Annotated in this window: 21 protein-coding genes; 5 read left to right on the forward strand and 16 right to left on the reverse strand. The window is 70.8% G+C overall.

Annotated elements, in window-relative coordinates; genetic code table 11:
• Positions 1-70 precede the first annotated feature (70 nt).
• On the forward strand, positions 71-1087 hold the full coding sequence (locus Acy02nite_RS21520) for a GNAT family N-acetyltransferase (RefSeq protein WP_203743229.1): 1017 nt from the start codon (positions 71-73) through the stop codon (positions 1085-1087).
• Here the strand turns inward: Acy02nite_RS21520 and hemB are convergent.
• The 8 genes from hemB to Acy02nite_RS21560 form a co-directional block, all read right to left on the reverse strand.
• The gene (gene hemB, locus Acy02nite_RS21525) at positions 1073-2056 is read right to left on the reverse strand and encodes a porphobilinogen synthase (protein WP_203743231.1); all 984 of its coding nucleotides are present in this window, start codon (positions 2054-2056) and stop codon (positions 1073-1075) included. The genes Acy02nite_RS21520 and hemB overlap by 15 nt on opposite strands.
• Positions 2057-2113: 57 nt before the next feature.
• Positions 2114-3700, reverse strand: a complete 1587-nt coding sequence (locus Acy02nite_RS21530) for a bifunctional uroporphyrinogen-III C-methyltransferase/uroporphyrinogen-III synthase (protein ID WP_203743233.1) — start codon at positions 3698-3700, stop codon at positions 2114-2116.
• Positions 3697-4653: a hydroxymethylbilane synthase gene (gene hemC, locus Acy02nite_RS21535; protein WP_203743235.1), complete on the reverse strand. Its 957-nt coding sequence runs from the start codon at positions 4651-4653 to the stop codon at positions 3697-3699. Before hemC ends, Acy02nite_RS21530 begins: the two co-directional genes overlap by 4 nt.
• On the reverse strand, positions 4650-5957 hold the full coding sequence (locus Acy02nite_RS21540) for a glutamyl-tRNA reductase (protein WP_203743237.1): 1308 nt from the start codon (positions 5955-5957) through the stop codon (positions 4650-4652). The genes hemC and Acy02nite_RS21540 overlap by 4 nt, the downstream gene beginning before the upstream one ends.
• Positions 5954-6694, reverse strand: a complete 741-nt coding sequence (locus tag Acy02nite_RS21545; protein ID WP_203743239.1) for a redox-sensing transcriptional repressor Rex — start codon at positions 6692-6694, stop codon at positions 5954-5956. The genes Acy02nite_RS21540 and Acy02nite_RS21545 overlap by 4 nt, the downstream gene beginning before the upstream one ends.
• 232 nt (positions 6695-6926) lie before the next feature.
• Positions 6927-7568 carry an HAD family hydrolase gene (locus tag Acy02nite_RS21550; protein ID WP_203743241.1) on the reverse strand — a complete coding sequence of 214 codons (642 nt, stop codon included), beginning with the start codon at positions 7566-7568 and terminating at the stop codon, positions 6927-6929.
• A gap of 9 nt (positions 7569-7577) precedes the next feature.
• Entirely contained in the window at positions 7578-7826 is a 249-nt protein-coding gene (locus Acy02nite_RS21555) for a glutaredoxin family protein (RefSeq protein ID WP_203743243.1), read from the reverse strand.
• Between the two features lie 73 nt (positions 7827-7899).
• Positions 7900-9399, reverse strand: a complete 1500-nt coding sequence (locus tag Acy02nite_RS21560; protein WP_203743245.1) for an AMP-binding protein — start codon at positions 9397-9399, stop codon at positions 7900-7902.
• 479 nt (positions 9400-9878) lie between these two features.
• Here Acy02nite_RS21560 and Acy02nite_RS21565 point away from each other — a divergent pair, with 479 nt between their 5' ends.
• Both Acy02nite_RS21565 and Acy02nite_RS21570 read left to right on the forward strand, forming a co-directional pair.
• On the forward strand, positions 9879-10730 hold the full coding sequence (locus tag Acy02nite_RS21565; protein ID WP_425548164.1) for an ECF subfamily RNA polymerase sigma factor, BldN family: 852 nt from the start codon (positions 9879-9881) through the stop codon (positions 10728-10730).
• Between the two features lie 175 nt (positions 10731-10905).
• Complete coding sequence (locus Acy02nite_RS21570; RefSeq protein ID WP_203743249.1) at positions 10906-12054, forward strand: DUF5667 domain-containing protein; 1149 nt, start codon at positions 10906-10908, stop codon at positions 12052-12054.
• Positions 12055-12139: 85 nt separating this feature from the next.
• On the opposite strand, the gene Acy02nite_RS21575 is transcribed toward Acy02nite_RS21570, so the two are convergent.
• The 5 genes from Acy02nite_RS21575 to Acy02nite_RS21595 form a co-directional block, all read right to left on the reverse strand.
• Positions 12140-13135 (reverse strand): lysophospholipid acyltransferase family protein, encoded by a 996-nt coding sequence (locus Acy02nite_RS21575; RefSeq protein WP_203743251.1) that lies wholly within the window; start codon positions 13133-13135, stop codon positions 12140-12142.
• Entirely contained in the window at positions 13135-14196 is a 1062-nt protein-coding gene (locus Acy02nite_RS21580; RefSeq protein WP_203743253.1) for an NAD-dependent epimerase/dehydratase family protein, read from the reverse strand. Before Acy02nite_RS21580 ends, Acy02nite_RS21575 begins: the two co-directional genes overlap by 1 nt.
• 151 nt (positions 14197-14347) lie before the next feature.
• Positions 14348-14449 (reverse strand): 30S ribosomal protein bS22, encoded by a 102-nt coding sequence (locus Acy02nite_RS21585; RefSeq protein ID WP_007465623.1) that lies wholly within the window; start codon positions 14447-14449, stop codon positions 14348-14350.
• Between the two features lie 175 nt (positions 14450-14624).
• Positions 14625-14837: a helix-turn-helix domain-containing protein gene (locus Acy02nite_RS21590; protein WP_014694808.1), complete on the reverse strand. Its 213-nt coding sequence runs from the start codon at positions 14835-14837 to the stop codon at positions 14625-14627.
• A 191-nt stretch (positions 14838-15028) separates the two neighbouring features.
• Complete coding sequence (locus Acy02nite_RS21595; RefSeq protein ID WP_203743255.1) at positions 15029-15949, reverse strand: proline dehydrogenase family protein; 921 nt, start codon at positions 15947-15949, stop codon at positions 15029-15031.
• 89 nt (positions 15950-16038) lie between these two features.
• On the opposite strand from Acy02nite_RS21595, the gene Acy02nite_RS21600 reads away from it, so the two are divergent.
• A complete protein-coding gene (locus tag Acy02nite_RS21600; RefSeq protein WP_203743257.1) occupies positions 16039-16590 on the forward strand; it encodes a CGNR zinc finger domain-containing protein in 552 nt (183 codons plus the stop codon).
• Between the two features lie 546 nt (positions 16591-17136).
• Here Acy02nite_RS21600 and Acy02nite_RS21605 read toward each other — a convergent pair.
• Positions 17137-17946, reverse strand: a complete 810-nt coding sequence (locus Acy02nite_RS21605; protein ID WP_203743259.1) for a sugar phosphate isomerase/epimerase family protein — start codon at positions 17944-17946, stop codon at positions 17137-17139.
• Between the two features lie 133 nt (positions 17947-18079).
• On the opposite strand from Acy02nite_RS21605, the gene Acy02nite_RS21610 reads away from it, so the two are divergent.
• On the forward strand, positions 18080-18919 hold the full coding sequence (locus Acy02nite_RS21610) for a DUF3109 family protein (RefSeq protein WP_203743261.1): 840 nt from the start codon (positions 18080-18082) through the stop codon (positions 18917-18919).
• Between the two features lie 12 nt (positions 18920-18931).
• Here the strand turns inward: Acy02nite_RS21610 and Acy02nite_RS21615 are convergent, their stop codons facing one another.
• Positions 18932-19615: a response regulator gene (locus Acy02nite_RS21615; protein ID WP_067697652.1), complete on the reverse strand. Its 684-nt coding sequence runs from the start codon at positions 19613-19615 to the stop codon at positions 18932-18934.
• A 29-nt stretch (positions 19616-19644) separates the two neighbouring features.
• Positions 19645-20931 (reverse strand): sensor histidine kinase, encoded by a 1287-nt coding sequence (locus Acy02nite_RS21620; RefSeq protein ID WP_203743263.1) that lies wholly within the window; start codon positions 20929-20931, stop codon positions 19645-19647.
• Positions 20932-20974: the final 43 nt, after the last annotated feature.

The following is a 20974-nucleotide window of genomic DNA, read 5'->3' on the forward strand; positions in this document are numbered from 1 at the left end:
CGGTGAGTGGATGCGTACTTTTGCGTGGTCAGCACTTCCCTGAAGGTCCGTTAAACGGCACGATGTACGGGTGAGGGTGCGTGAATGGGATCCCCGCTCCGCGTCCGCGGCCGAGATCCACTCCTTGGTGGAGACGGTCAACGCGGTGCTGGCGACCGACCTCCCGGACGATCCACCCTGGCGTGACGTGCAGGTCAGGGACTATCTCGCCGAGACCATGCCGGGCGAGCGCAGGATCTGCTGGGTCGCCGAGGACGACCGTCTCCCCGAGGGGGAGAGCACGATCTACGCCCTGGTCAGCATCCTGCTGCTGGGTGACATCGGGGTGCTCGAGATCCTGGTGAAGCCCCAGCTGCGACGGCGTGGACTGGGCAGCGAGCTGCTCGCGGTGGCCGCTCGACGGGCGTACCTCGAAGGCTTCTCCTCGATCGGGGTGGAGGCGATCGGCGGCACCCCGGCGATCGGCTTCTACGAGTCACTCGGTTTCGAGCGGGAGTATGTGGAGACTCGCAGTGTCCTGAGTCTGGACACGGTCGACTGGGCGGCTCTGGGCACGATGGCCGGCAGCATCAGCACCGGCTACCGGGTGGAGTATCACCCCGGTGGCCCGCCCGCCGGGCTCCTGGAGCCGTATGCGCGGGCGAAGGCGGAGGCGCAGACCGACGACGACGATCTGGACCTGACCCCGCGTTCGTCGGACCCGGAGCGGTTGCGGGAGTCGCTGGACACGCTGCATCGGCGCGGGCTGAAGCCGTACATCGTGCTGGCGATCCACGAGTCGACCGGCGCGGTGGCGGGGCTGACCGAGGTGGTCGTTCCGGCGCAGCACCCGGAGCGCGCCGATCAGTACGACACGATCGTCGTCCGGGAGCACCGCGGTTACGGCATCGACCGGGCGATCAAGGCACGGATGCTGTTCGAGCTGCGCGCCGCCGAGTCCGGCCTGCGTCAGGTGCAGACGTGGAACGCGCAGCACAACGAGTCGATGTTGAAGGTCAACGCCGAGCTGGGCTACCAGTCCGACCGCGACTGGTTCGAATACATCGCGGATGTAGCCCAGCTCGTCCAGCGTCTAGAGCCGCAATGACTGGGCGACCTCGGTGGCCCAGTAGGTGAGGGTGATCTGGGCGCCGGCTCGCTTGATCGAGGTCAGCGTCTCCAGGATGGTCCGGTCCCGGTCGATCCAGCCGTTGGCCGCGGCCGCCTCGACCATCGAGTACTCCCCGGAGACCTGGTAGGCGGCGACCGGGACGGTCACCCGCTCCCGGATCGCGGCGATCACGTCGAGGTAGGGCAGGGCCGGCTTGACCATCACGATGTCGGCGCCCTCGGCGACGTCCAGGTCGACCTCGCGCAGCGCCTCACGCAGGTTCGGCGGGTCCTGCTGGTACTGCCGCCGGTCTCCCTGCAGCGTTGATTCCACGGCTTCCCGGAACGGGCCGTAGAAGGCGCCCGCGAACTTCGCCGAGTAGGCCAGGATCGAGATGTCCTGGTGCTCGGCCGCGTCGAGGGCTTTGCGGATCACGCCGATCTGGCCGTCCATCATGCCGGAGGGGCCGACCATGTGGGCGCCGGCCTCGGCCTGGGCGACCGCCATCCGGCCGTAGATCTCCAGCGTGGCGTCGTTGTCGACGGAGCCGTCAGCGGCGAGCACCCCGCAGTGCCCGTGCGAGGTGAACTCGTCGAGGCAGAGGTCGCCCATGATCACCGTGGCGTCGCCGAACTCGGCCCGCAGGTCGCGGAGGCCGACGTTGAGGATGCCGTCCGGGTCGAGGCCGGCCGAGCCGGTCTCGTCCTTGTTCGCGTTGTCCGGCACGCCGAAGAGCATCAGGCCGCCGACGCCGGCGCTGACCGCCTCGTGCGCGGCCTTGAGCAGCGACTCCCGGCTGTGCTGGAAGACGCCCGGGAGCGAGCTGATCGGCTTCGGCTCGGTGATGCCTTCCTTGAGGAAGAGCGGCAGGATCAGCTCGGCCGGGGCGAGGCGGGTCTCCTCGACCAGGCGGCGGATCGCGGGGGTGCGCCGGAGCCGGCGCGGGCGGATGTCGGGGAAGGACATCGGTGTCTCCCTAAAAGCAGAACGCGCCGGGGATGATCCCCGGCGCGTTGCAGAACATCAGCGGAAACGGAGGGCCGTCGGGCCCTGCACCTTCGAGCCACGGCGCTGCTTGGCGGGCATTGCCGCCAGCTTCTCGCGCAGCTCCAAGGCGTACTCGGCGAGGGCCTCGACCAGGTCCGGCACCGAGGCGTTCTGCGGCTGGGTGTCCACCCGCAGGCCGAACTCGATCGCGGTCTCCGCGGTCTTCGGGCCGATCACCGCGACAACCGTCCGCGCGTGCGGCTTGCCGGCGATGCCGACCAGGTTCCGGACGGTCGAGGACGAGGTGAACAGCACCGCGTCGAAGCCGCCCGACTTGATCGCGTCGCGGATCTCGGCCGGCGGCGGCGCGGCCCGCACCGTCCGGTACGCGGTCACGTCGTCCACCTCCCAGCCCCGCTCGATCAGGCCGGCCGCGAGGGTCTCGGTCGCGATGTCGGCGCGGGGCAGCAGCACCCGGCCGACCGGGTCGAGGATCTCGTCGTGCGGCGAGAACTCGGCGAGCAGGCCTTCGCTGGACTGCTCACCGGCCGGGATCATCTCGGGCTGGATGCCGAACGCGCGGACCGCCTCGGCGGTGGCCTCGCCGATGCAGGCGATCTTCACGCCGCCGAAGTGGCGGGCGTCCAGGCCGTGCTCGGCGAACTTCTCCCAGACGGCGCGGACGGCGTTGACGGAGGTGAAGACGACCCAGGCGTACCGGCCGTCGACCAGGCCCTTGACCGCACGCTCCATCTGCGCCGGGGTGCGCGGCGGCTCGACCGCGATGGTCGGCACCTCGCACGGGATGGCGCCGTACGCCCGGAGCCGCGCGCTCATCGCGCCGGCCTGCTCCTTGGTCCGCGGGACCAGGACCTTCCAGCCGTACAGCGGGCGGTTCTCCCACCAGCTCAGCGCGTCCCGCTCGCCGACCTCGGCGCCGACGGTCAGCACGACCCGGCCGGTGAAGCCGAGCGCGGCGGCCACGAAACTGTCGACCGTCGAGGTGGTGGTGTACTGCGTCTCACCGGTGCCGTCGCCGGTCACCGCGACCGGGACCCCCGGCTCGACGCCGGACGCGAGCAGCCCGTCCCGGACGGCGGCCAGGTCACCGGCGTCGACAGCGACGGCGAACGAGCCCTTCTGCGCCGCGCCGGCCAGCGCGTCGAAGTCGAGCGAGGTCACGTCGTCGACGTCGGCGGCGATGCGGACGCCGGGCAGCGGCACACCGGCGTACGCGGCGACGCCCTCGGCCTGCCCGATGCCCGGGATCACCTCGAAGTGCACGGCGGTGCGGGCGACCGCCTGCACCTCCTTGACGACCGACTCGTGGCCGAACGGGTCACCGGCGACCAGGTGTACGGCGGACAGGCCCGACTTGGCGGCGGAGAGCAGCACCTTGGCCACGTCGCCAGGGGCGCCCTCGGCCGGGCTGAACTGGGCGTCGTCCTTGGCCTCCGCGCGGATCGCGGACAGCAGCGACTCGGGCACACCCCGGTCGTAGACCACCTGGTCGGCATCGGTCAGCGCGGCATAGGCGCGGCGGGTCAGCAGCTCCGGGTCGCCGGGTCCGGCGCCGATGAACGCGATGCGTCCGGCTGGCTTACGGGCGGTGCGGGTGGTCATTCTGTGCTCCCCATCAGGGTATCGGCGCCGGCGTCGAGGAGATCGGCGGCGAGTGCCTTGCCGATCTCCGCCGCGCCGGCGGGCGTTCCGGTGCGCGACAGCCGGATGGCTCGAACCCCATCCGGGCTGAACACCGCACCGCGCAGGTGAATCATCTCCTCGCCGCGCCCGTCCCCGAGGGCCGAGCCGGCATGCCTGCCCCGGACGAGGCGGGCATATGCGGCGACCGGGGCGGCACACCCGGCCTCCAGCGTGGCCAGCAGCGCCCGTTCCGCACACACGGCGGCTCGGGTCGGTGCGTGGTCGAGCGCGGCCAGCAGCTCGACCAGGTCTGTGTCGCCGGACCGGCACTCGACAGCCAGCGCACCCTGGGCAGGGGCGGGCAGCATGAGCATCGGGTCCAGCGTCTGGGTGATCACATCGGTCCGGGCGATCCGGGCGATGCCGGCCCGGGCCAGGATGACCGCGTCCAGGTCGGCCGCGGGGCCCAGCACCCGGGCGATCCGGGTGTCGATGTTGCCCCGGATCGGCGTGACCTGCAACTCCAGGCCGTGCGCCCGCAGCTGTGCGATGCGCCGCACCGCGCCGGTGCCGACCATCGCGCCGGGCTGCAGATCCGCGAGAGTGCGCCCGTCGCTCGCCACGACAGCGTCCCGCGGGTCCTCCCGGCGGGGCACGGCGGCGATCGCCAGGCGCGGGTGCTCGGCGGTCGGCAGGTCCTTGTACGAGTGCACGGCGAAGTCGATCTCACCGGCGAGCAGCGCGTCCCGCAGCGCGGAGACGAACACGCCGACACCGAGCTGGGCGACCGGCGCGGAGGACGTGTCACCCGGCGTGACGATGCGGACCAGCTCGACGGCCCGGCCGGTGACCGTGGTCAGCTCGTCGGCGACCATCCGGGACTGGGTCAGGGCCAGCTTGCTGCCGCGGGTGCCGAGGCGCAGCGGTCTCACGCCTTACCTCCGATCTGCGGTACGGCATCTGCCTGGGTGGCCAGCGGGACGTCGAGGTCGAACAACTCGCGGAGCAGCGCGGCGTACTGATCGCCACCCGGCTCGGCGGCCAGCTGCCGCACCCGCACGGTCGGCGAGTGCAGGATCTGCTGGACGACCCGGTGCAGGGTACGGGAAACGTCGGCCCGCTGCTCCTCGGTGAATTCCGGGCGCCGGCTCAGGAGCTTGCGCATCTCCGCGGTGACGACGTCCTCCGCGCGGGTGCGCAGAGCGGCCACGGTCGGCGCGATCTCCGCCCCGCGCATCCAGCCGAGGAAGTTGTCCACCTCGCCGGTGACGATCTGCTCGACCGCGGCCGTCTCGGCCACCGCCGGAGCGGCACGACGGCCGGCGGCCAGGCTGTCGATATCGACGACGACCAGGCCGGGCAGACCGGCGGCGTCCGGAGCGACGTCCCGGGGCACGGCGAGGTCCAGCACGACCAGCTTCTCGGAGCGGGCGGCCAGCACCTCGCCCAGCAGTTCCCGGGTGAGCACCGGCACGGTGGAGGCGGTCGCGCTGACGACGATGTCGACCTCGCGAAGGACGGACGGAAGATCCGAGATCGGCACGGCAACCGCGCCGTACGCCTCGGCGAGTCGCTCGGCCCGGTCGGCGCTGCGGTTGGTGATCCGCAGGGGGCCGACCCCGGTGCGGGTCAGCGTGGCGACGGAGAGCGAGCCCATCGCGCCGGCCCCGATGACCAGCGCGGGACGCCCGGTCAGGTCGCCGCCGAGGTGGTCGGCGGCCACCTCCAGGGCGGCCGTGACGACGCTCTGGCCGGCCTTGTCGATGCCGGTCTCGGCGTGCGCGCGCTTGCCGACCCGCAGCGCCTGCTGCATGAGCTCGTGCAGCAGGCGGCCGGCCGAGTCGGACTCGGTGGCCGCGTGGTACGCGTCCCGCAGCTGCCCCAGGATCTGCGCCTCCCCGACCACCATCGAGTCGAGGCCGGACGAGACCCGGAACGAGTGCTGGACAGCGGCCTCGCCGTAGTGCACGTAGAGGTGCCCGGCCAGCTCGGTGGCGGGGATGCCGGAGTGCTGGGAGAGCACGTTGCAGATGTCGCCGAGACCGCCGTGGAACCCGCTGACCGCCGCGTACACCTCGACGCGGTTGCACGTCGAGACGAGCACTGCCTCGCTCACGTACGGCTGGGCGAGAAGTTTCTGCAGGACCTGCGGCACCTCGGCCTCAGGAATGGTGAGCCGTTCCAGTACGGCGACGTCGGCGGTGCGGTAGGACGCACCGATGCTGAGGAGATTCACGACCCGACTGCCTCCTGGTCACCCGCGCTGCCGCCGACTCCACCGGGAAGGGCGGTCAGCGACGCCTTGCGGTGTTCATGGAACGAGAGGATCTGCAACTCGATGGCCAGATCCACCTTGCGCACATCGACGTTCGGCGGGACCGACAGCACGCATGGCGCAAAGTTCAGGATGCTTGTCACACCCACGGCGACGAGCAGGTCCGCCACGGCCTGCGCGGCGGTGGGCGGGGTGGCGATGACGCCGATCGCGATCGACTCCTGCTCGGCGACCGCTTCCAGGTCGTCGATGTGGCGCACCGCCATGCCGTTTATCACTTCGCCGACCTTGCCGTGGTCGGCGTCGAAGAGCGCGACGACCCGGAAGCCGCGGCTGGCGAAACCCGCATAGCCCGCCAGCGCGTGCCCGAGGTTCCCGACGCCGACCACACAGACCGCGCGGTTCTTGTCCAGGCCCAGGATGTACTCGATCTGGTCGACGAGCAGCGCGACGTCGTAGCCGACGCCGCGGGTCCCGTACGACCCCAGATGTGAGAGATCCTTGCGGAGTTTCGCGGAATTGACCCCGGCCGCAGCGGCCAGACCTTCGCTGGATACCGTTTCCGCACCGGCCTCGGCCAGATGATGAAGGGCGCGCAGGTATTCGGGCAGCCGAGCGATAGTCGCCTCCGGGAGATCCGGGAAGGCCGGGACGTCACCGGCTTCGCCGGGCGTGCTTCCGTGACGCTGCTGGCTCATCTGACTCCGTGCCGACGAGGCGAATCTGCGGTGAGCCCGTTCTGTGCGATACCGGTGAGACCCTCGTGGGGCGTCTGTGGTAGCGGGGCTCGTCGAAGCCACAGAGTAGGCGCTTGTGAAGGCGTGCACAAATCGCGATCTTGTCGGGACAATTGGACAAGATCGACTCGACTGTGTTAGCCGAGCCGACCTGTCGAGTATTACGTGTGATACCCCACCAGGGCCAATCGACTCAGAGTGACATTGCCAGCTTCACCGCTTCGACGAGCGAGTCCGCCACCGTACGGCCCGATTCGCGCAATCTCACGGGATCGGTGAAGCCACCCGTGTAAAGGACGGAGCCGGCGCCGACCGAGTCCGCCGCGGCCGCGTCGTCGAGCGAGTCACCGATCAGCACCACGTCGCTGCCGGCGATACCCAGCCCCGCCAGGTGCCGCGCCAGGTGCCCGGCCTTCAGGTCGCCGCCCACCTCGGTGCGCAGCCCGTCGATGCGGCTGAAGACACCGGCCAGCCCGTACGTCTCCACGGCCGGCACCAGCTCGTCGTGGAACCACATGGAGAGCAGCGACTGCGTACCCGGCCAGGCCTTGATCGCAGCCGTCGCGTCGGCCGCCAGGCGGATGTCGGTCAGGCCCAGCCGGTACGCGTCGTGGAAGATCCGGTCCAGCCGGCCGAACTCCTCGTCGTCCACCGCCCGGCCCAGCATCTCGGCGTAGAACTCGGCGACCGGGCGCCGGAACGCCCGCCGGTGCTCGTCCGCCTCGACCGGCCGCCCGCCGACCGTGGCGAAGGCCTCGTTGGTCGACGACACCACCAGGTGAAGATCGTCGAGAAGGGTTCCGTTCCAGTCCCAGACCAGGTGCTTTGCTGTCACCGGAGCAATCTACAAGCGGGGCTCACCGGGCTGTCGAGCCAAATCCCGGATCAGCCGAGCCTCCTCGACCCGCCAGTACCCGTGCTCCTTGCCGTCCAGGAGTACGACCGGCACCCGATCGTCGTAGTCGCGCTGCAACTCGATCGACGAGTCCACGTCCACCCGGGTCCACTGGCCGGGCGCGATCCGGTCCAGCGTCTGCTCGGCCACCTCACACAGGTGGCACCCGGCCCGGCTGATCAACGTCACACGCGTCATGCCGCCACCTCCGCTGCGCTCCGGCGTCGCCATGAGTTCTTGACTGAGCCCGATGATTCGCTCGCAAGCTCGCTCATGGCAGCTCTCTCTTCCGTACCTTGCCGCTGGGCGAGCGCGGCAGGGACGCCACCAGCTCGATCGTCGGCAGCTTGAACCGGGCGAGCCGCGCGGCGCAGTGCACCTGCAGCTCGGTCACCGAGGGCGCCGGGTCGCCGCTGACGACGACGTAGGCGTGCGGATGCTGCCCGGTCCGCCGGTCCAGCCGCCCGACCACCGCGGACTCGGCCACCCGGGGATGGGCGTCCAGCACCCGCTCGATCTCCGCAGGATAGACGTTGAAGCCGTTGACCAGGATCAACTCCCCGATCCGGTCGACCAGGATCAGGTCGCCGTCGGCATCCGCGTACGCGATGTCCCCGGTCGCCCACCAGCCGTCGGCGTCCGGCCCGCCCGAGCCGTCCGGCCAGTACCCGCCGAACAGGTTGGGGCCGCGCACCACGATCTCCCCCGGGTCGGTGCCCGCCGAGCCGGGCGGCGCGAGGTCCAGCTCGGCGAGATCCTCCTCCGGCGACACCGTGCCGTCCCGCCACAATTCGAGACCATTGCGCGTACGCAGGGACAGCTCCACCCCGGGCAGCGGGCGCCCGATCGAGCCGGTCTTCCCCCGGTCGCTCACGGCGGTGGTGGTGAGCACGGGGGCGCACTCCGTCAGGCCGTACCCGATGAGGATGGTCTTGCCCGTCGCGGCCTCGAAGCGCGCGGCGGTCGCCTGGTCCAGCGGCGCCGCCCCGCACACCGCGGTCCGCAGCCCGCGCAGCGCCTCGATCCCGCCGGGCAGCTGTGTCCAGGCCTGGTACATCCCCGGCACGCCGACCACGACGGTCACGCCGTGGTTCGCGACCAGCCCGGCCGCTTCCGCCGGGTCGAACCGGTCGGCCAGCACACCCGTCGCCGCGTGGTGCGCCACGCTGCCGAGGCCGGTGTTCAGCCCGTAGGCGTGGAAGAACGGCACCGCGAGCAGCACCACGTCGTCCGGGCCGACCACCGGCGGCTCGATCCGGTCGAGCTGCTCGTGGTTCGCCGCGAGCGCGCCGTGGGTGAGCATCGCCGCCTTCGGCCGGCCACTGGTGCCGGACGTGTAGAGCAGCACCGCGAGGTCGCCGGCGGCCACCGGTGGGAGCTCGGCCCGCGCCGCGTTGTCGAAATCCGGACGGACGCACGACTCGCGCAGACCCAGTCGTAACTCGTCCGCCTGTCCGATCACGATCAGCGCGCACCCGGCGTCGGCGATCGCGTGCGACACCTCGTCGGCCGTGTAGGCCGGGTTGAGCGGAACCGCGACGCGACCGGCGCGCAAGGTGGCGAACCAGGTGACGACGAAGTCCACGGTATTGCCGAGCACGAATGCGACGCGATCACCGGGCGACGTCCGGCCGGCCACGAAGTGGGCCGCCTCGGTGACCTTGGCATCCAGGTCTGCCCAGGTCACAACGGTGTCGCCGGCGATGAGAGCGGCGGCCTGCGGGCGGCGGGCAGCAGCCGCGGCGACCGGGTCAGGGGCGGGTTCCTCCACGACGCCCGAGTCTGGCACAGACGTCACCCGTACGGGACAGCGGACAGCTGGTCCGTTGTCCCGGCCGCCGGATGAACCAGGGTGACCTTGATACCGGATGCCGAGTTAGGACGGATTCGCGGCTTTGTGCGCACCGCACATGGTGTGCGACTCACCGTGTCCGAACTCGGCGATACTTCCGGTCTGCGTAACCGACTCCACACGAACGGGTGAGGTCACCGGCGATTTCCGCGGGTTACCCCACCCCTTTTGTATGCGAGTGACCACCCTCATCCCGAGGAGGCCGCTGTGCCACACAAAGGACGGAAACGCCGTGAATCCCAGTCTGGCGGGACGGATTCACGGTCGCCGCAGGCCCGCCGGGTTGAGGAGGCGCAGTGACTCATGTGTACGCCGGGGACCCGTACCACCGCGACGTCCTTGCCGGGAGGCACGCAATCAGTGACGGGTTGAACGCCATCCGCGAATCGGTCGACGGAATGATCACCAACGCGATCCGCGGCGACGGCCCGCGACGCACCGGGAACCGGCGCCCGCTGAACAACTCGCCGTCCGTGCCGGCGCCCGGCGCCAACGGCAAGTTCGGCGGCAATCGGCTCGGCGCGCCCCGGCCGCCGTCCCAGCCGACCGCGGGCCAGCGATCGAACCTGCCGGAGAGCGAGACGCCCGGCACCGACCACACGGTCGTGCTGCCCCAGCAGAGCAAGACCGGGCCGCCGACCGAGACCGAGCCGCCCAAGCACCCGGCTCGTCCCGACCGCGGCGACCCCGCCGCCGAGGTGTGGGCGCTGGTCGAGCGTGCCCAGGCCGGCGAGTCCGAGGCGTTCGGCCTGATCTACGACCGGTACGTCGACACGGTGTTCCGCTTCGTCTACTTCCGGGTCGGCAACCGGCAGCTCGCCGAGGACCTCACGTCCGACACGTTCCTGCGCGCCCTCAAGCGCATCGGCAGCTTCACCTGGCAGGGCCGTGACCTGGGCGCCTGGCTCGTCACGATCGCCCGCAACCTGGTCGCCGACCACTTCAAGTCGGGTCGTTACCGGCTCGAGGTCACCACCGGCGACGTGCTCGACGCCGATCGCGAGGACCGCGGCCCGGAGGGCAGTCCGGAATCCGCCGTGGTCGACCACATCACGAACGTGGCTCTGCTCACCGCGGTCAAGCAGCTCAACCCGGAACAGCAGGAGTGCATCGTGTTGCGGTTCCTCCAGGGCTTCTCGGTGGCCGAGACGGCGCAGACCATGGGCAAGAACGAGGGCGCCATCAAAGCCCTGCAATATCGCGCGGTCAGAGCACTGAACCGGCTCCTGCCGGAAGGGTTCCAGTCTTGATCGGGCGCTTTCAGATGTCGATCTCCGATACCCGATGCTCCCCTTCCGCACCCGTAACCGGACCCGCGTGTCGCGCGTTTGTCCGGATGCGACCCGCGGCGGCCAGCGGCGGCCCGGTCGCCGACGCCGGCACACGAGCCGGCGGGACACTCACGAGCGAGGGGAGGTGCCCACGGTGAAGTTCCCTTTTCCGAGCTCCCGGAGCGCCGAGCGCTTCGCGGAGCAGATCGACGACCTCGGTGGCGCCGGCCGGTACCACGGCCACGCCGATGACGAGCTGACCGAACTGGTGGCGCTCAGCCACCGCCTGTCCGCCACCCGGCCGGCCGGGCAGGTCGATCCCGAATTCCGCGTCGGGCTGCGCGCCATGCTGGTCGCGACGGCCGAGCGGGACGGCATCGGCCGGACCGCCGTCGAGGCGGAACCCGAGCCGCCCGTCGAGCTCCCCGAACGGCGATCGGTTTTCGCCCGCCGGTTCCGGACCCGCGGCGCGATCGTGCTCGGCGTCGCCGCCGGCGCGATGGCCGTCTCCGGAATCTCCGCGGCGAGCGAGAGCGCGGCGCCCGGCGACGCCCTGTACGGCGTGAAGCGCTCCACCGAGCGCGCGCAGCTGGCCATCGCCGGCTCGGACGCCAGCCGCGGGCAGCTGTCGCTGGACTTCGCGCGCAACCGGCTGCAGGAGGCGACCACGATGGGCGGGAACGCCGACGGGTTCCGGGGTGTGCTCGACGACATGGACGCGGACACCCGCAAGGGCGTCAAGCTGATCACCACAGCCGCGGTGTCGCGTAAGGACGCCACGCAGCTGAAGACACTGGACACGTTCGTGAAGGACCAGCGCACGACGTTCGAGCCGGCGCTGCAGAACCTCTCCACCGTCAACCGGGAGCGGGCGCTGACCTCGCTCGGCCTGTTGCAGGACGTGTCACAGCGGACCGAACAGCTGCGCACCGGGCTGGACTGCGAGAAGCTCGTCCCGGCCGGCACCGACCAGCTCGGCCCGAAACTGCGCGGCTGCGGCGACGAGCCCACCGACAAGACGCCGCCGAGCACCCATCGCGACGGCGGCGGCGACAAGACGACCAAGCCGAACGGTCAGAACGCCGCGCCGACCAAGCCGGCGCAGACCGGGAGCACGGCCACGCCGAGCAGCACGACAGGCGTGACCGGCAAGGGCCAGAAGACGAAGTCGGCGCAGGTCAGCACGGCGCCGACGGCCAGCACCACGACCAGCCCGACACCGGCGCCGACACAGCCCGGCGGTGTCGGCGAGGAGTCCGGCGACGACGGCGTCCTCGGCGGCCTGCTGGGCAACATCTTCTAGCGACCCCACAACATGGCGAGGGGCGGTGCCGGACAAGTCCGGGGCCGCCCCTCAATCGTCACTATAGGACGGTTCGCGCGACTCGTCACCGGGCGAACGGATCGGGCCTTTTCTGCAGAAGCTCGTGCAGGGTCGCCTGGATCGTCTCCCGCACCTGGTCAGCCAGGTTGTAGACGACGAGCGGATCATCCGCGTACTCGGTGAGATGCGCTGTCGGGATCGGCGGGCAGAACTCGATCAGCCACTTGCTCGGCAGCGGGATCAGGCCCAGCGGGCCGAGCACCGGGAACGTCGGGGTGACCGGGAAGTACGGCACGCCCAGCAGGCGGGCCAGCGGCTTCAGATCGGCCAGGATCGGATAGATCTCCTCGGCGCCGACGATGGCGACCGGCACGATCGGTGTCCCGGTCCGCAGGGCCGCCGAGACGAAGCCACCCCGGCCGAACCGCTGCAGTTTGTACCGGTCGGAGAACTTCTTGCCGATCCCCTTGAAGCCCTCCGGGAAGACGCCGACCAGCTGGTCGTTGGTCATCAGCCGCTCGGCGTCCGGGTTGCAGGCCACAGTGGCGCCGGCCGCGCGCGCCAGCTCGCTCATCCCGGGCACCCGGAAGACCAGGTCGGCGCCGAGCAACCGCAGGTGCCGGTGGTTCTCCCGGAGCGCGACGGTCAGCATCAGCGCGTCCAGCGCCAGCGTGCCGGAGTGGTTGCCGACCACCAGGCCGGGGCCGTGCCCGGGCACGTTCTCGGTGCCGAACACCTCGGTGCGGAACCAGTCGCGGTAGAGCACCCGCAGCATCGGGTGGAAGACCGCCTCGGTCAGCTCCGGGTCGAAGCCGAACTCGTCCACCTCATACGCCCCGGCCAGCCGCCGGCGCAGGAAGGCCAGGCCGTCGGCGACCCGCCGATCCCACACGTCGATGGCGTCCGGCTCCGGCCCGGCGGTCGACTCCAGTTTCGCCACCTGCTCGTCCGGTTTCTCCGGGATCGGGCGGCGGCCGTTGAGCTTCTTGGGTGGGGGCGCCTCGGGCAGCCGGAACTCGGCGGTGCCGGGCAGCATGTCGCGGAACTCGTCCTGACTCATCAGTGATCACCTCCGGCGGCCGCGCGCACCTGCCTGATGCCGTCCAGGATCGCCCGCTCGGCGGCCGCCAGCCGGTCGGCGGTGAGCGAGGAGCCCTCCGCGTGCGACTGGATGAACTCCTCGAACGCGATGGCGGTGGTGCGCGGGGTGAAGCCGAACTCACGGATCAACCGGCTGGTGTCGACCACCCGGCCGTGCACGAAGAGGTCGATCTGGTCCAGCCCGATCTGCTCGACGCCCAGGCGGCGGACGAGCGCGGCGGCGGTGGACAGCCCGGTCTCGGGCAGCGGCACGGCGATCCGGCCGGCCCGGCGAACCGCCTGGGACAGCATGAGCACGCCGGAACCGGCGACGTTGAAGGTGCCCGGATGATCCTCGATCACCGAGCGGTGCAGCACCTCGAGCGCGTCGTCCACGTGGACGAACTGCAGCCGGGCGTCCCGGCCGAGCACGGTGGGGACAACGGGCTGGGAGAAATACCTGGTCAGCGACGTCTCGGCGGACGAGCTGATCATCGGGGCGAAGCGCAGCACGGTCGCCGCGACCTCGGGCCGGCGACGGCGGAAACCCCGGACGTAACCCTCGATGTCGAGGATGTCCCGTGCGAACGGGCCACGCGGCACCGCGCGCGGCTCGGTGTCCTCGGTGAAGACCGCGGGGTCGCGGAACGACGCCCCGTAGGCGGCCGTCGAGGAACGCACCACCAGCTTGCGCAGGTTCGGCGCGCCCTGTGCGGCGGCCAGCACCTGCATGGTCCCGATGACGTTGTGTTCCTTCATCCCCGCGCGGCCGCCGTGCGCCGGGTCGGGGACGCTGGTCACCGCCAGATGGACGACGGCCTCGGCACCGAGTTCCGCGATGGCCTCGGTCGCCGCGCGCGCGTCGGCCCGGATCCGCTCCACCCCGTCCAGCAGGCCGAGCAGGCGTGCGGGCGGGTCATGCGGATCCAGGCCGACGACACGGTCGATCCGGGGATCTGCGGCGAGGCGGGCGGCCACGGATGCGCCGAGGAACCGGCTGACTCCGGTGACCACGACAACGCTGGGCGGTGAGGTCACCACGGGCGCACCTTTCGATGCTGAGCCTCAGAACTGGGCCCGGCGCCGGAGTTGTCGCCGCTCACGGGCCGGAGCCCGGCAGGGAGCGGCGGCCCGGTCTCGGACCTGGGTCGGCAAGCGACGGCAAAGGCCGGGTGGTCCACCCGGCCGACCGTCACTTGCCCAAACGGCGACGCTGGACGCGGGTCTTGCGCAGCAGCTTGCGGTGCTTCTTCTTCGCCATACGCTTGCGGCGCTTCTTGACCACGGAGCCCATACGACAGCCTCTCGAACCATGTTTGAGTGGAACCGGCCCGGCCGGTACCGATCTTGGACGGCGCCCGGGACAGCGCCGTTGACTAGCGGCACACGTGACCCAGGAACCAACCGGTCCAGCGTACCGGCCCGCTCCGCAAGGACCAACACGACCCCGGCAGGGCAGGCGCCGACCCTCAGGCGGTCTGGGAGAACGCGCCGCGCAGGTACTCGTGAACCGCGTGCTCCGGCACCCGGAACGAACGGCCGACCCGGACAGCGGTGAGGTCACCACCGTGCACGAGCCGATAGACCGTCATCTTGGAGACGCGCATCAACGTGGCCACCTCGGCCACGGTCAGGAACCGTACCTCCGAGAGGCGTTCCTCGGTCTGGGCTGGACCCGTCATCTCGTCGCACCGATCCTTTCGCAGGCACGCTCCGCGAGACGAACGTGCGTGTCATCAGAACCGTATCGATGCGGCTGTGACCAGGGAGTTGCGTTCCGTAATTTGCCCACAAAAAGTCAAGTGCGACACGCCTGATCCGTGTCTGATTCGCCCAAAAGGTAGGCTTCGGCCGGGATTGCCCCCGAGCCGGGTCACGCCCGCGCTGAAATCGCCTTCGCGAAGTACGCCACGTTGGCGGGGCGCTCGGCGAAGCGGCGCATCAGATACCCGAACCACTGCTTGCCGTACGGCAGGTAGACGCGCACCGTGTGGCCACCCGCCGCGAGCCGGGCCTGCTCCTCCGGGCGCACCCCGTGCAGCAGCTGGAACTCGCACTCCCCGGTCGAGCGGTCGAACCAGCGCGCCCGGTCCTCCGCGATCGCGATCAACCGCGGGTCGTGCGTGGCCACCATCGGATAGCCCTCACCCGACATCAGGACATTCAGGCATCGCACGTACGACTTGTCGACGTCCAGCGGCGACTGGAACGCCACCGACTCCGGCTCCGCGTAGGCCCCCTTGCACAGCCGCACGCGCGACCCCGCCACCGCCAGCTCACGGCAGTCACCCTCGGTGCGCCGCAGGTACGCCTGGAGCGCCGCCCCCGTCGACGGGAAGTCGCGCCGCAGCTCGAGCAGCGTCTCCAGGGTCGCGTCAGTGGTGGTGTGGTCCTCCGCGTCCAGGGTCACCGTGGTGCCGGCCTCCGCCGCGGCGGCGCAGATCGCGTGGGCGTGCTCGAACGCCACCCGCTCGTCGAGCCGCTGCCCGAGCTCGGAGAGCTTGACGCTGACCTCGGCGGCCGGGGTCAGCCCCGCGGCGCGCAGCCGGGCGAGCAGCGCGACATGTTCGTCCCGGACGGCTTGCGCCTGCTCCAGGGTCTCGGTGCCGGTGCCGAGGTGGACCAGGCTGACCGCCAAGCCGTCGTCGGCCAGCTCGCGGGTCGTGGCCAGCGCCTCGTCGGCACCGCTGCCGGCCACGAAGCGCCTGACCACCCCGGAGCCGGCGGGCGTGGACTCGACCAGCCGCTCCAGCCTGGCGGAGCCGGCCGCGGCGAGAAACAGGGAACGGAGCATGGGCCTACGTTAACCGCCGGGTCTGACGGCGGCGCGGCAGTGCGGTCGAGGAATCGCACCTCGTGGCCCGGGGCGGCTACCGTGGTCGGGTGAACTTCGATGCGTACGCGCGGACGGCGGTCGACCTCGTCAACGCCGGCCTGGACGATCTAGCCGGGCTGCGGGCCCTGTTCGGCGCCGATCTGGAGTACATGCGGGACCAGGTCGTCGAGAAGGACCTGGCCATCTTCCGCCGTGCGCAACGCCGCCTGCGCGAGGTCTTCGAGTTCGGCACCACCGGGCGGGACGTCGACGCGGTGCGCGAGCTGAACACGCTGCTCGAGGCGTTCCCGGTGCAGCCACGCATCTCCGGCCACGACGCCAGCGACTGGCACATGCACGTGACCAGCCGGGGCTCGTCCGTCAGCGCGGAATACCTGGCCGGCGCGGTCTGGGGCCTGTCGGTCTGGCTCTGTGAGTACGGGAGTGCCCGCTTCGGCATCTGCGCCGACGAACGCTGCGGCAACGTCTACCTGGACACGTCGTCGAACAACTGCCGCCGCTTCTGCTCGGAGCGCTGCGCGACCCGCTCGCACGTCGCCGCCCACCGGGCTCGCAAACGCGCCGCCCAGGCCCCCGCCGAAACCCTCACCCCGGCCTGACCCCTCCCGGGAGCGGACACCGCCCGCAACGCCGTCCGCCTGCCACTTCAGTTTCCGACGCAGCCGCCGCGGCACAGGGCGCCGCTCTCCGGTCTCTCCGTGCGTCCACGCGAGGCCCGCATCCGCTCACCCCAGTCACGCGCCGCCCGCCCCTGGCTGGCGCTCACGGTCGTTACCAGCGCCCGAATACCACCATGAAGACCAGCCGCCTGCCGCCACCGCCCCGCAGCCCAGCGCGACGCTCGGGCTGGTGCTCATGGTCGTTATGAGGGACGAATAACGACCATGAGCACCAGCCGGGAGGGTGAGCGCGGCTGGAGAGTCAGCGGTAGCGGCCTTGCGAGGGCCACCGTAGGGGGCTTGTGTGGTGGGGCCGGCTGTGGACGGGTTTGTTGCCCTGAGCGCGACCGCCCACGGAGATCGCCCTTGCGGGCTGAGCGTTCTGGGCGCGCCAGCGCCCTGCTCGGCCCGGAAGGGTCCCCGCGGGAGCGACGGTCTGTACCCCGGCGGAGGCAGGCAAGGAAGATCTTGAAGTTGATCTTCGGTTCAGGCTTTGGTGATCGAATCGGCCGGGGCCAGGTGGCGGCGGGCGAACTCGAGTGACTCGCGCAGGTCGGCCTCGCGGACCGCCCGGCTGGCGGCCTTCCGAGTGTTGATCTCCAAGGCGACCGAGCCGGTGAAACCGCGACCGGCCAGCGAGCGCAGCAGCTCGGCGCAGGGCTGGGTGCCACGGCCCGGGACCAGGTGCTCGTCGCGCGCCTCGCCGGTGCCGTCGCCCAGGTGCACGTGCTTCAGCCCGGTGCCCATCTTCTCGGCCATCGCCAGCGAGTCGGTGTGGGAGGCGGCGCAGTGCGAGAGGTCCAGCGTGTACGCGTCGAAGCCGGTCTCGGTCGGGTCCCAGCCCGGCGTGTACGGCACGAACCAGCGGCCGGCCATCTTGACCGGGAACATGTTCTCGATCGCGAACGTCAGGTCGGGGTGCCGTGCCTGGACCTTGGCGAGACCGGGGGCGAAGTTCTTCGCATAGTCCCGCTGCCAGGTGAAGGGCGGGTGCACGACGACAGTGGGCGCGCCGAGCGACTCGGCGAGCTGGGCGGCCCGGTTGAGCCGCTCCCACGGGTCGGAGCTCCACACCCGTTGCGTGACCAGCAGGCAGGGGGCGTGGACCGAGAGGACGGGGACGTCGTAGTGATCGGCCAGGCCTTTCAGGGCACCGGCGTCCTGACTGACGGCATCCGTCCAGACCATGACCTCGAGCCCGTCGTAGCCCACCGTGGCCGCCATCTCGAACGCGGCCGCCGTCGGCTCGGGGAAGACCGAGGAGCTGGAGAGAAGCACGGGAACTCGAGAACTCACGCCCTCCAGCCTAACCACGCTCGGCATCGTCGGATATGTCCGCGCCGAACGGTCATGATCATCAAGGGTCCCCGGCCACGCCGCGGCCTCGCTTGACCGGCACGACCGGGGGCGCCCGCGTAGGCTGAGCGGGATGAGCCGCGCCCGACGCCCTGTGGAAGTACCGCTCGACTTCCCTCGGGAATGGATCGAGTTCCTCGACCCCGCCGACGAGCAGCACCTGGTCCGAGCCGACCTGACCTGGCTGCTCTCCCGCTGGACCTGCGTGTTCGGCTCTTCCTGCCACGGCATTCTGCCCGGTCGTGCCGAGGACGGCTGCTGCTCGCACGGCGCGTTCTTCACCGACGCCGACGACGAGAACCGGGTGAAGGCGGCAGTCGCCAAACTCAGCCCGGAGACGTGGCAGCGGCACCGGCGCGGGTTCAAGAACTGGACCGAGATGGACACCGTGGACGGCACGAAGCCGACCCGGCGCACCGCCACCCGATCCGGTGACGGGCCGTGCGTGTTCCTCAACGACGCGGACTTCGCCGGGGGCGGCGGGTGCGCACTGCACGCCCAGGCGCTGCGCGACGGGGTGCACCCGTTGAAGTACAAGCCTGACGTGTGCTGGCAGCTGCCGATCCGCCGCGAGCAGGACTGGATCAAGCGCGCCGACGGCACGAAGCTGCTGCAGTCCACGCTGACCGAGTTCGACCGGCGCGGCTGGGGTCCCGGCGGGCACGACCTGGCCTGGTGGTGCACCTCGTCCCCGGAGGCGCATGTCGGGACCGAGGCGATGTACCTGTCCTATGCCCCGGAGCTGACCGAGCTGATCGGCGAGCCCGCCTACCAGAAACTGGCCGAGCTCTGCGACGCCCGCCTCAAGGCCGGCATGGTCGCCGTCCACCCGGCCACCGTCGTCGCGCTCGCCACGCCCACGATGCCGAAACGGCGAGGCGGCCGTGAGCCCGCCTCGCCGCGTCCCACATAGGGGTCGTCCGGCTCAGGGCTCGAACTTGTAGCCGAGGCCGCGCACCGTGACGATGTAGCGCGGGGCGCTGGGCTCCGGCTCGACCTTCGAGCGCAGCCGCTTGACGTGGACGTCCAGCGTCTTGGTGTCACCGACGTAGTCGGCGCCCCAGACGCGGTCTATCAACTGACCGCGGGTGAGCACCCGGCCGGCGTTGCGCAGGAGCAGCTCGAGCAGCTCGAACTCCTTGAGCGGCAACTGCACGCCGGCGCCGTCGACGGTGACGACGTGGCGCTCGACGTCCATCCGGACCGGGCCGGCGGCGAGCGTCGGCGTGCTCACCTCGGCGGCCTCGCCGCCCTGGCGACGCAGCACGGCGCGGATCCGGGCGACCAGCTCACGCGGCGAGTACGGCTTGGTGACGTAGTCGTCGGCGCCGATCTCCAGACCGACGACCTTGTCGATCTCACTGTCCCGGGCGGTGACCATGATGATCGGGACGGCTGACCGCTGCCGGAGCTGACGGCACACCTCGGTGCCGGACATCTCGGGCAACATGAGGTCGAGCAGCACGATGTCGGCACCGGTCCGGTCGAACTGCGTGAGCGCCGAGGTGCCGGTCGCGGCGACCGAGACTTCGAAACCCTCCTTGCGCAGCATGTACGACAGGGCGTCGGAGAACGACTCCTCATCCTCGACCACGAGCACGCGGGCCAATGAAGTTCCTTCCGTCGTCGGCGACCAGGTCACTGCCCGGTCACACCCGACTCGATCTCAATTGCCGTCGATGACGGCGAGGGGGATTCCGAGGGTCGCGCCGGTAGGCGCAGGGTGAACGTAGAGCCGGCGCCGAGAGCGCTGGTCACGTCCACCCGACCACCGTGGTTGGTGGCGATGTGCTTGACGATGGCGAGGCCGAGGCCGGTCCCGCCGGTCGCCCGCGATCGGGCTTGATCGGCTCGATAGAACCGTTCGAAGATCCGATCGACGTCCTGTGGAGAGATGCCGATGCCCTGGTCGGCGACATCGATCTCGATCCATTCGTCTTCCTGACGCATGGTCAGTTCGACCTTGGTGTCCGGCCCCGAATACGCGATGGCGTTCTCCACCAGGTTCGTCACCGCGGTGGCGAACTGGCTGTCGCTACCGTACGCCATCAGGCCCTTCGGCCCGGAATAGGTGATCTCGATGTTCTTCGCGGAGGAGGTCGTCCTGGTCCGGTCGATCACCTCGGCGATCACCCAGTCCAGCGCGACGGGCTCGGGGCTGGGCAGCGGCTCGGCACCCTGCAGCCGGCTGAGCTCGAGCAGCTCGCTGACCAGGCGGCCCATCCGCGCCGACTCGTGGTGGATCCGCTCGGCGAACCGGCGGGCGGCCTGCAGGTCCTCGGACTGCGCCTCGGGCGCCGAGTCGGGCAGCTGGGTGGCGTCCAGCAGAGCCTCGGCCAGCAACTGGAGCGCGCCGATCGGCGTTTTCAGCTCGTGACTGACGTTCGCCACGAAGTCCCGCCGGACCCGGGCCAGCCGGTGCGACTCGGTCACGTCGGCCGCCTCGACGGCGACATGCGTCGCATTCAGCGCGACGGCCCGCAGGTGCAGGCCGAGCGGCGCCTGCGCCCCACCGGCCCGGCCCCGCGGAAGATCAAGTTCCACTTCCCGGCGTACGCCGGTCCGCCGCACCTGGCCGGCCAGCGTGCGCAGGATGGGGTGGGCCGCGATGGTGCCCGGGGCACCGCCGGAGCGCAGCAGCCCCATCGCCCGCGCGGCCGGGTTCACCAGCACCGGGTAGTCGTCGGCGTCGAGCACGACGACGCCGACCCGCAACGAGTCGAGGCTCTTGCGGCCGAGTCCCTTGAGACCGTTCTTGCCTGCCGGGCGATCATCGTCCGGTTCGATGGCGGCTCTCCCCTCCGGTGAGCCGCCCTGGGCCTCGTTCCCCGCCGACGGTCGGCGGGAACGGGCGAGAGTCAGCCCAGCACCGACACCGACGGCAAGCGCGGCTGAAACCGAGCCGACGGCGTATCCCCATTCCACGCTGCGATCGTAGGGTCATTGTTTACCTGGACCACAGGGCCAA

The sequence above is a fragment of the Actinoplanes cyaneus genome (assembly GCF_016862095.1).
In the GTDB taxonomy this organism is placed as follows: Bacteria; Actinomycetota; Actinomycetes; order Mycobacteriales; family Micromonosporaceae; genus Actinoplanes; species Actinoplanes cyaneus.

Bases quoted from the DNA above. Each gene is read 5' to 3' on its own strand.
- hemB (WP_203743231.1), bottom strand. From the start codon at position 2,056: ATGTCCTTCCCCGACATCCGCCCGCGCCGGCTCCGGCGCACCCCCGCG.
- Acy02nite_RS21530 (WP_203743233.1), bottom strand. From the start codon at position 3,700: ATGACCACCCGCACCGCCCGTAAGCCAGCCGGACGCATCGCGTTCATC.
- Acy02nite_RS21545 (WP_203743239.1), bottom strand. From the start codon at position 6,694: ATGAGCCAGCAGCGTCACGGAAGCACGCCCGGCGAAGCCGGTGACGTC.
- Acy02nite_RS21555 (WP_203743243.1), bottom strand. From the start codon at position 7,826: ATGACGCGTGTGACGTTGATCAGCCGGGCCGGGTGCCACCTGTGTGAG.
- Acy02nite_RS21565 (WP_425548164.1), top strand. From the start codon at position 9,879: ATGATCACCAACGCGATCCGCGGCGACGGCCCGCGACGCACCGGGAAC.
- Acy02nite_RS21575 (WP_203743251.1), bottom strand. From the start codon at position 13,135: ATGAGTCAGGACGAGTTCCGCGACATGCTGCCCGGCACCGCCGAGTTC.
- Acy02nite_RS21585 (WP_007465623.1), bottom strand. From the start codon at position 14,449: ATGGGCTCCGTGGTCAAGAAGCGCCGCAAGCGTATGGCGAAGAAGAAG.
- Acy02nite_RS21590 (WP_014694808.1), bottom strand. From the start codon at position 14,837: ATGACGGGTCCAGCCCAGACCGAGGAACGCCTCTCGGAGGTACGGTTC.
- Acy02nite_RS21595 (WP_203743255.1), bottom strand. From the start codon at position 15,949: ATGCTCCGTTCCCTGTTTCTCGCCGCGGCCGGCTCCGCCAGGCTGGAG.
- Acy02nite_RS21610 (WP_203743261.1), top strand. From the start codon at position 18,080: ATGAGCCGCGCCCGACGCCCTGTGGAAGTACCGCTCGACTTCCCTCGG.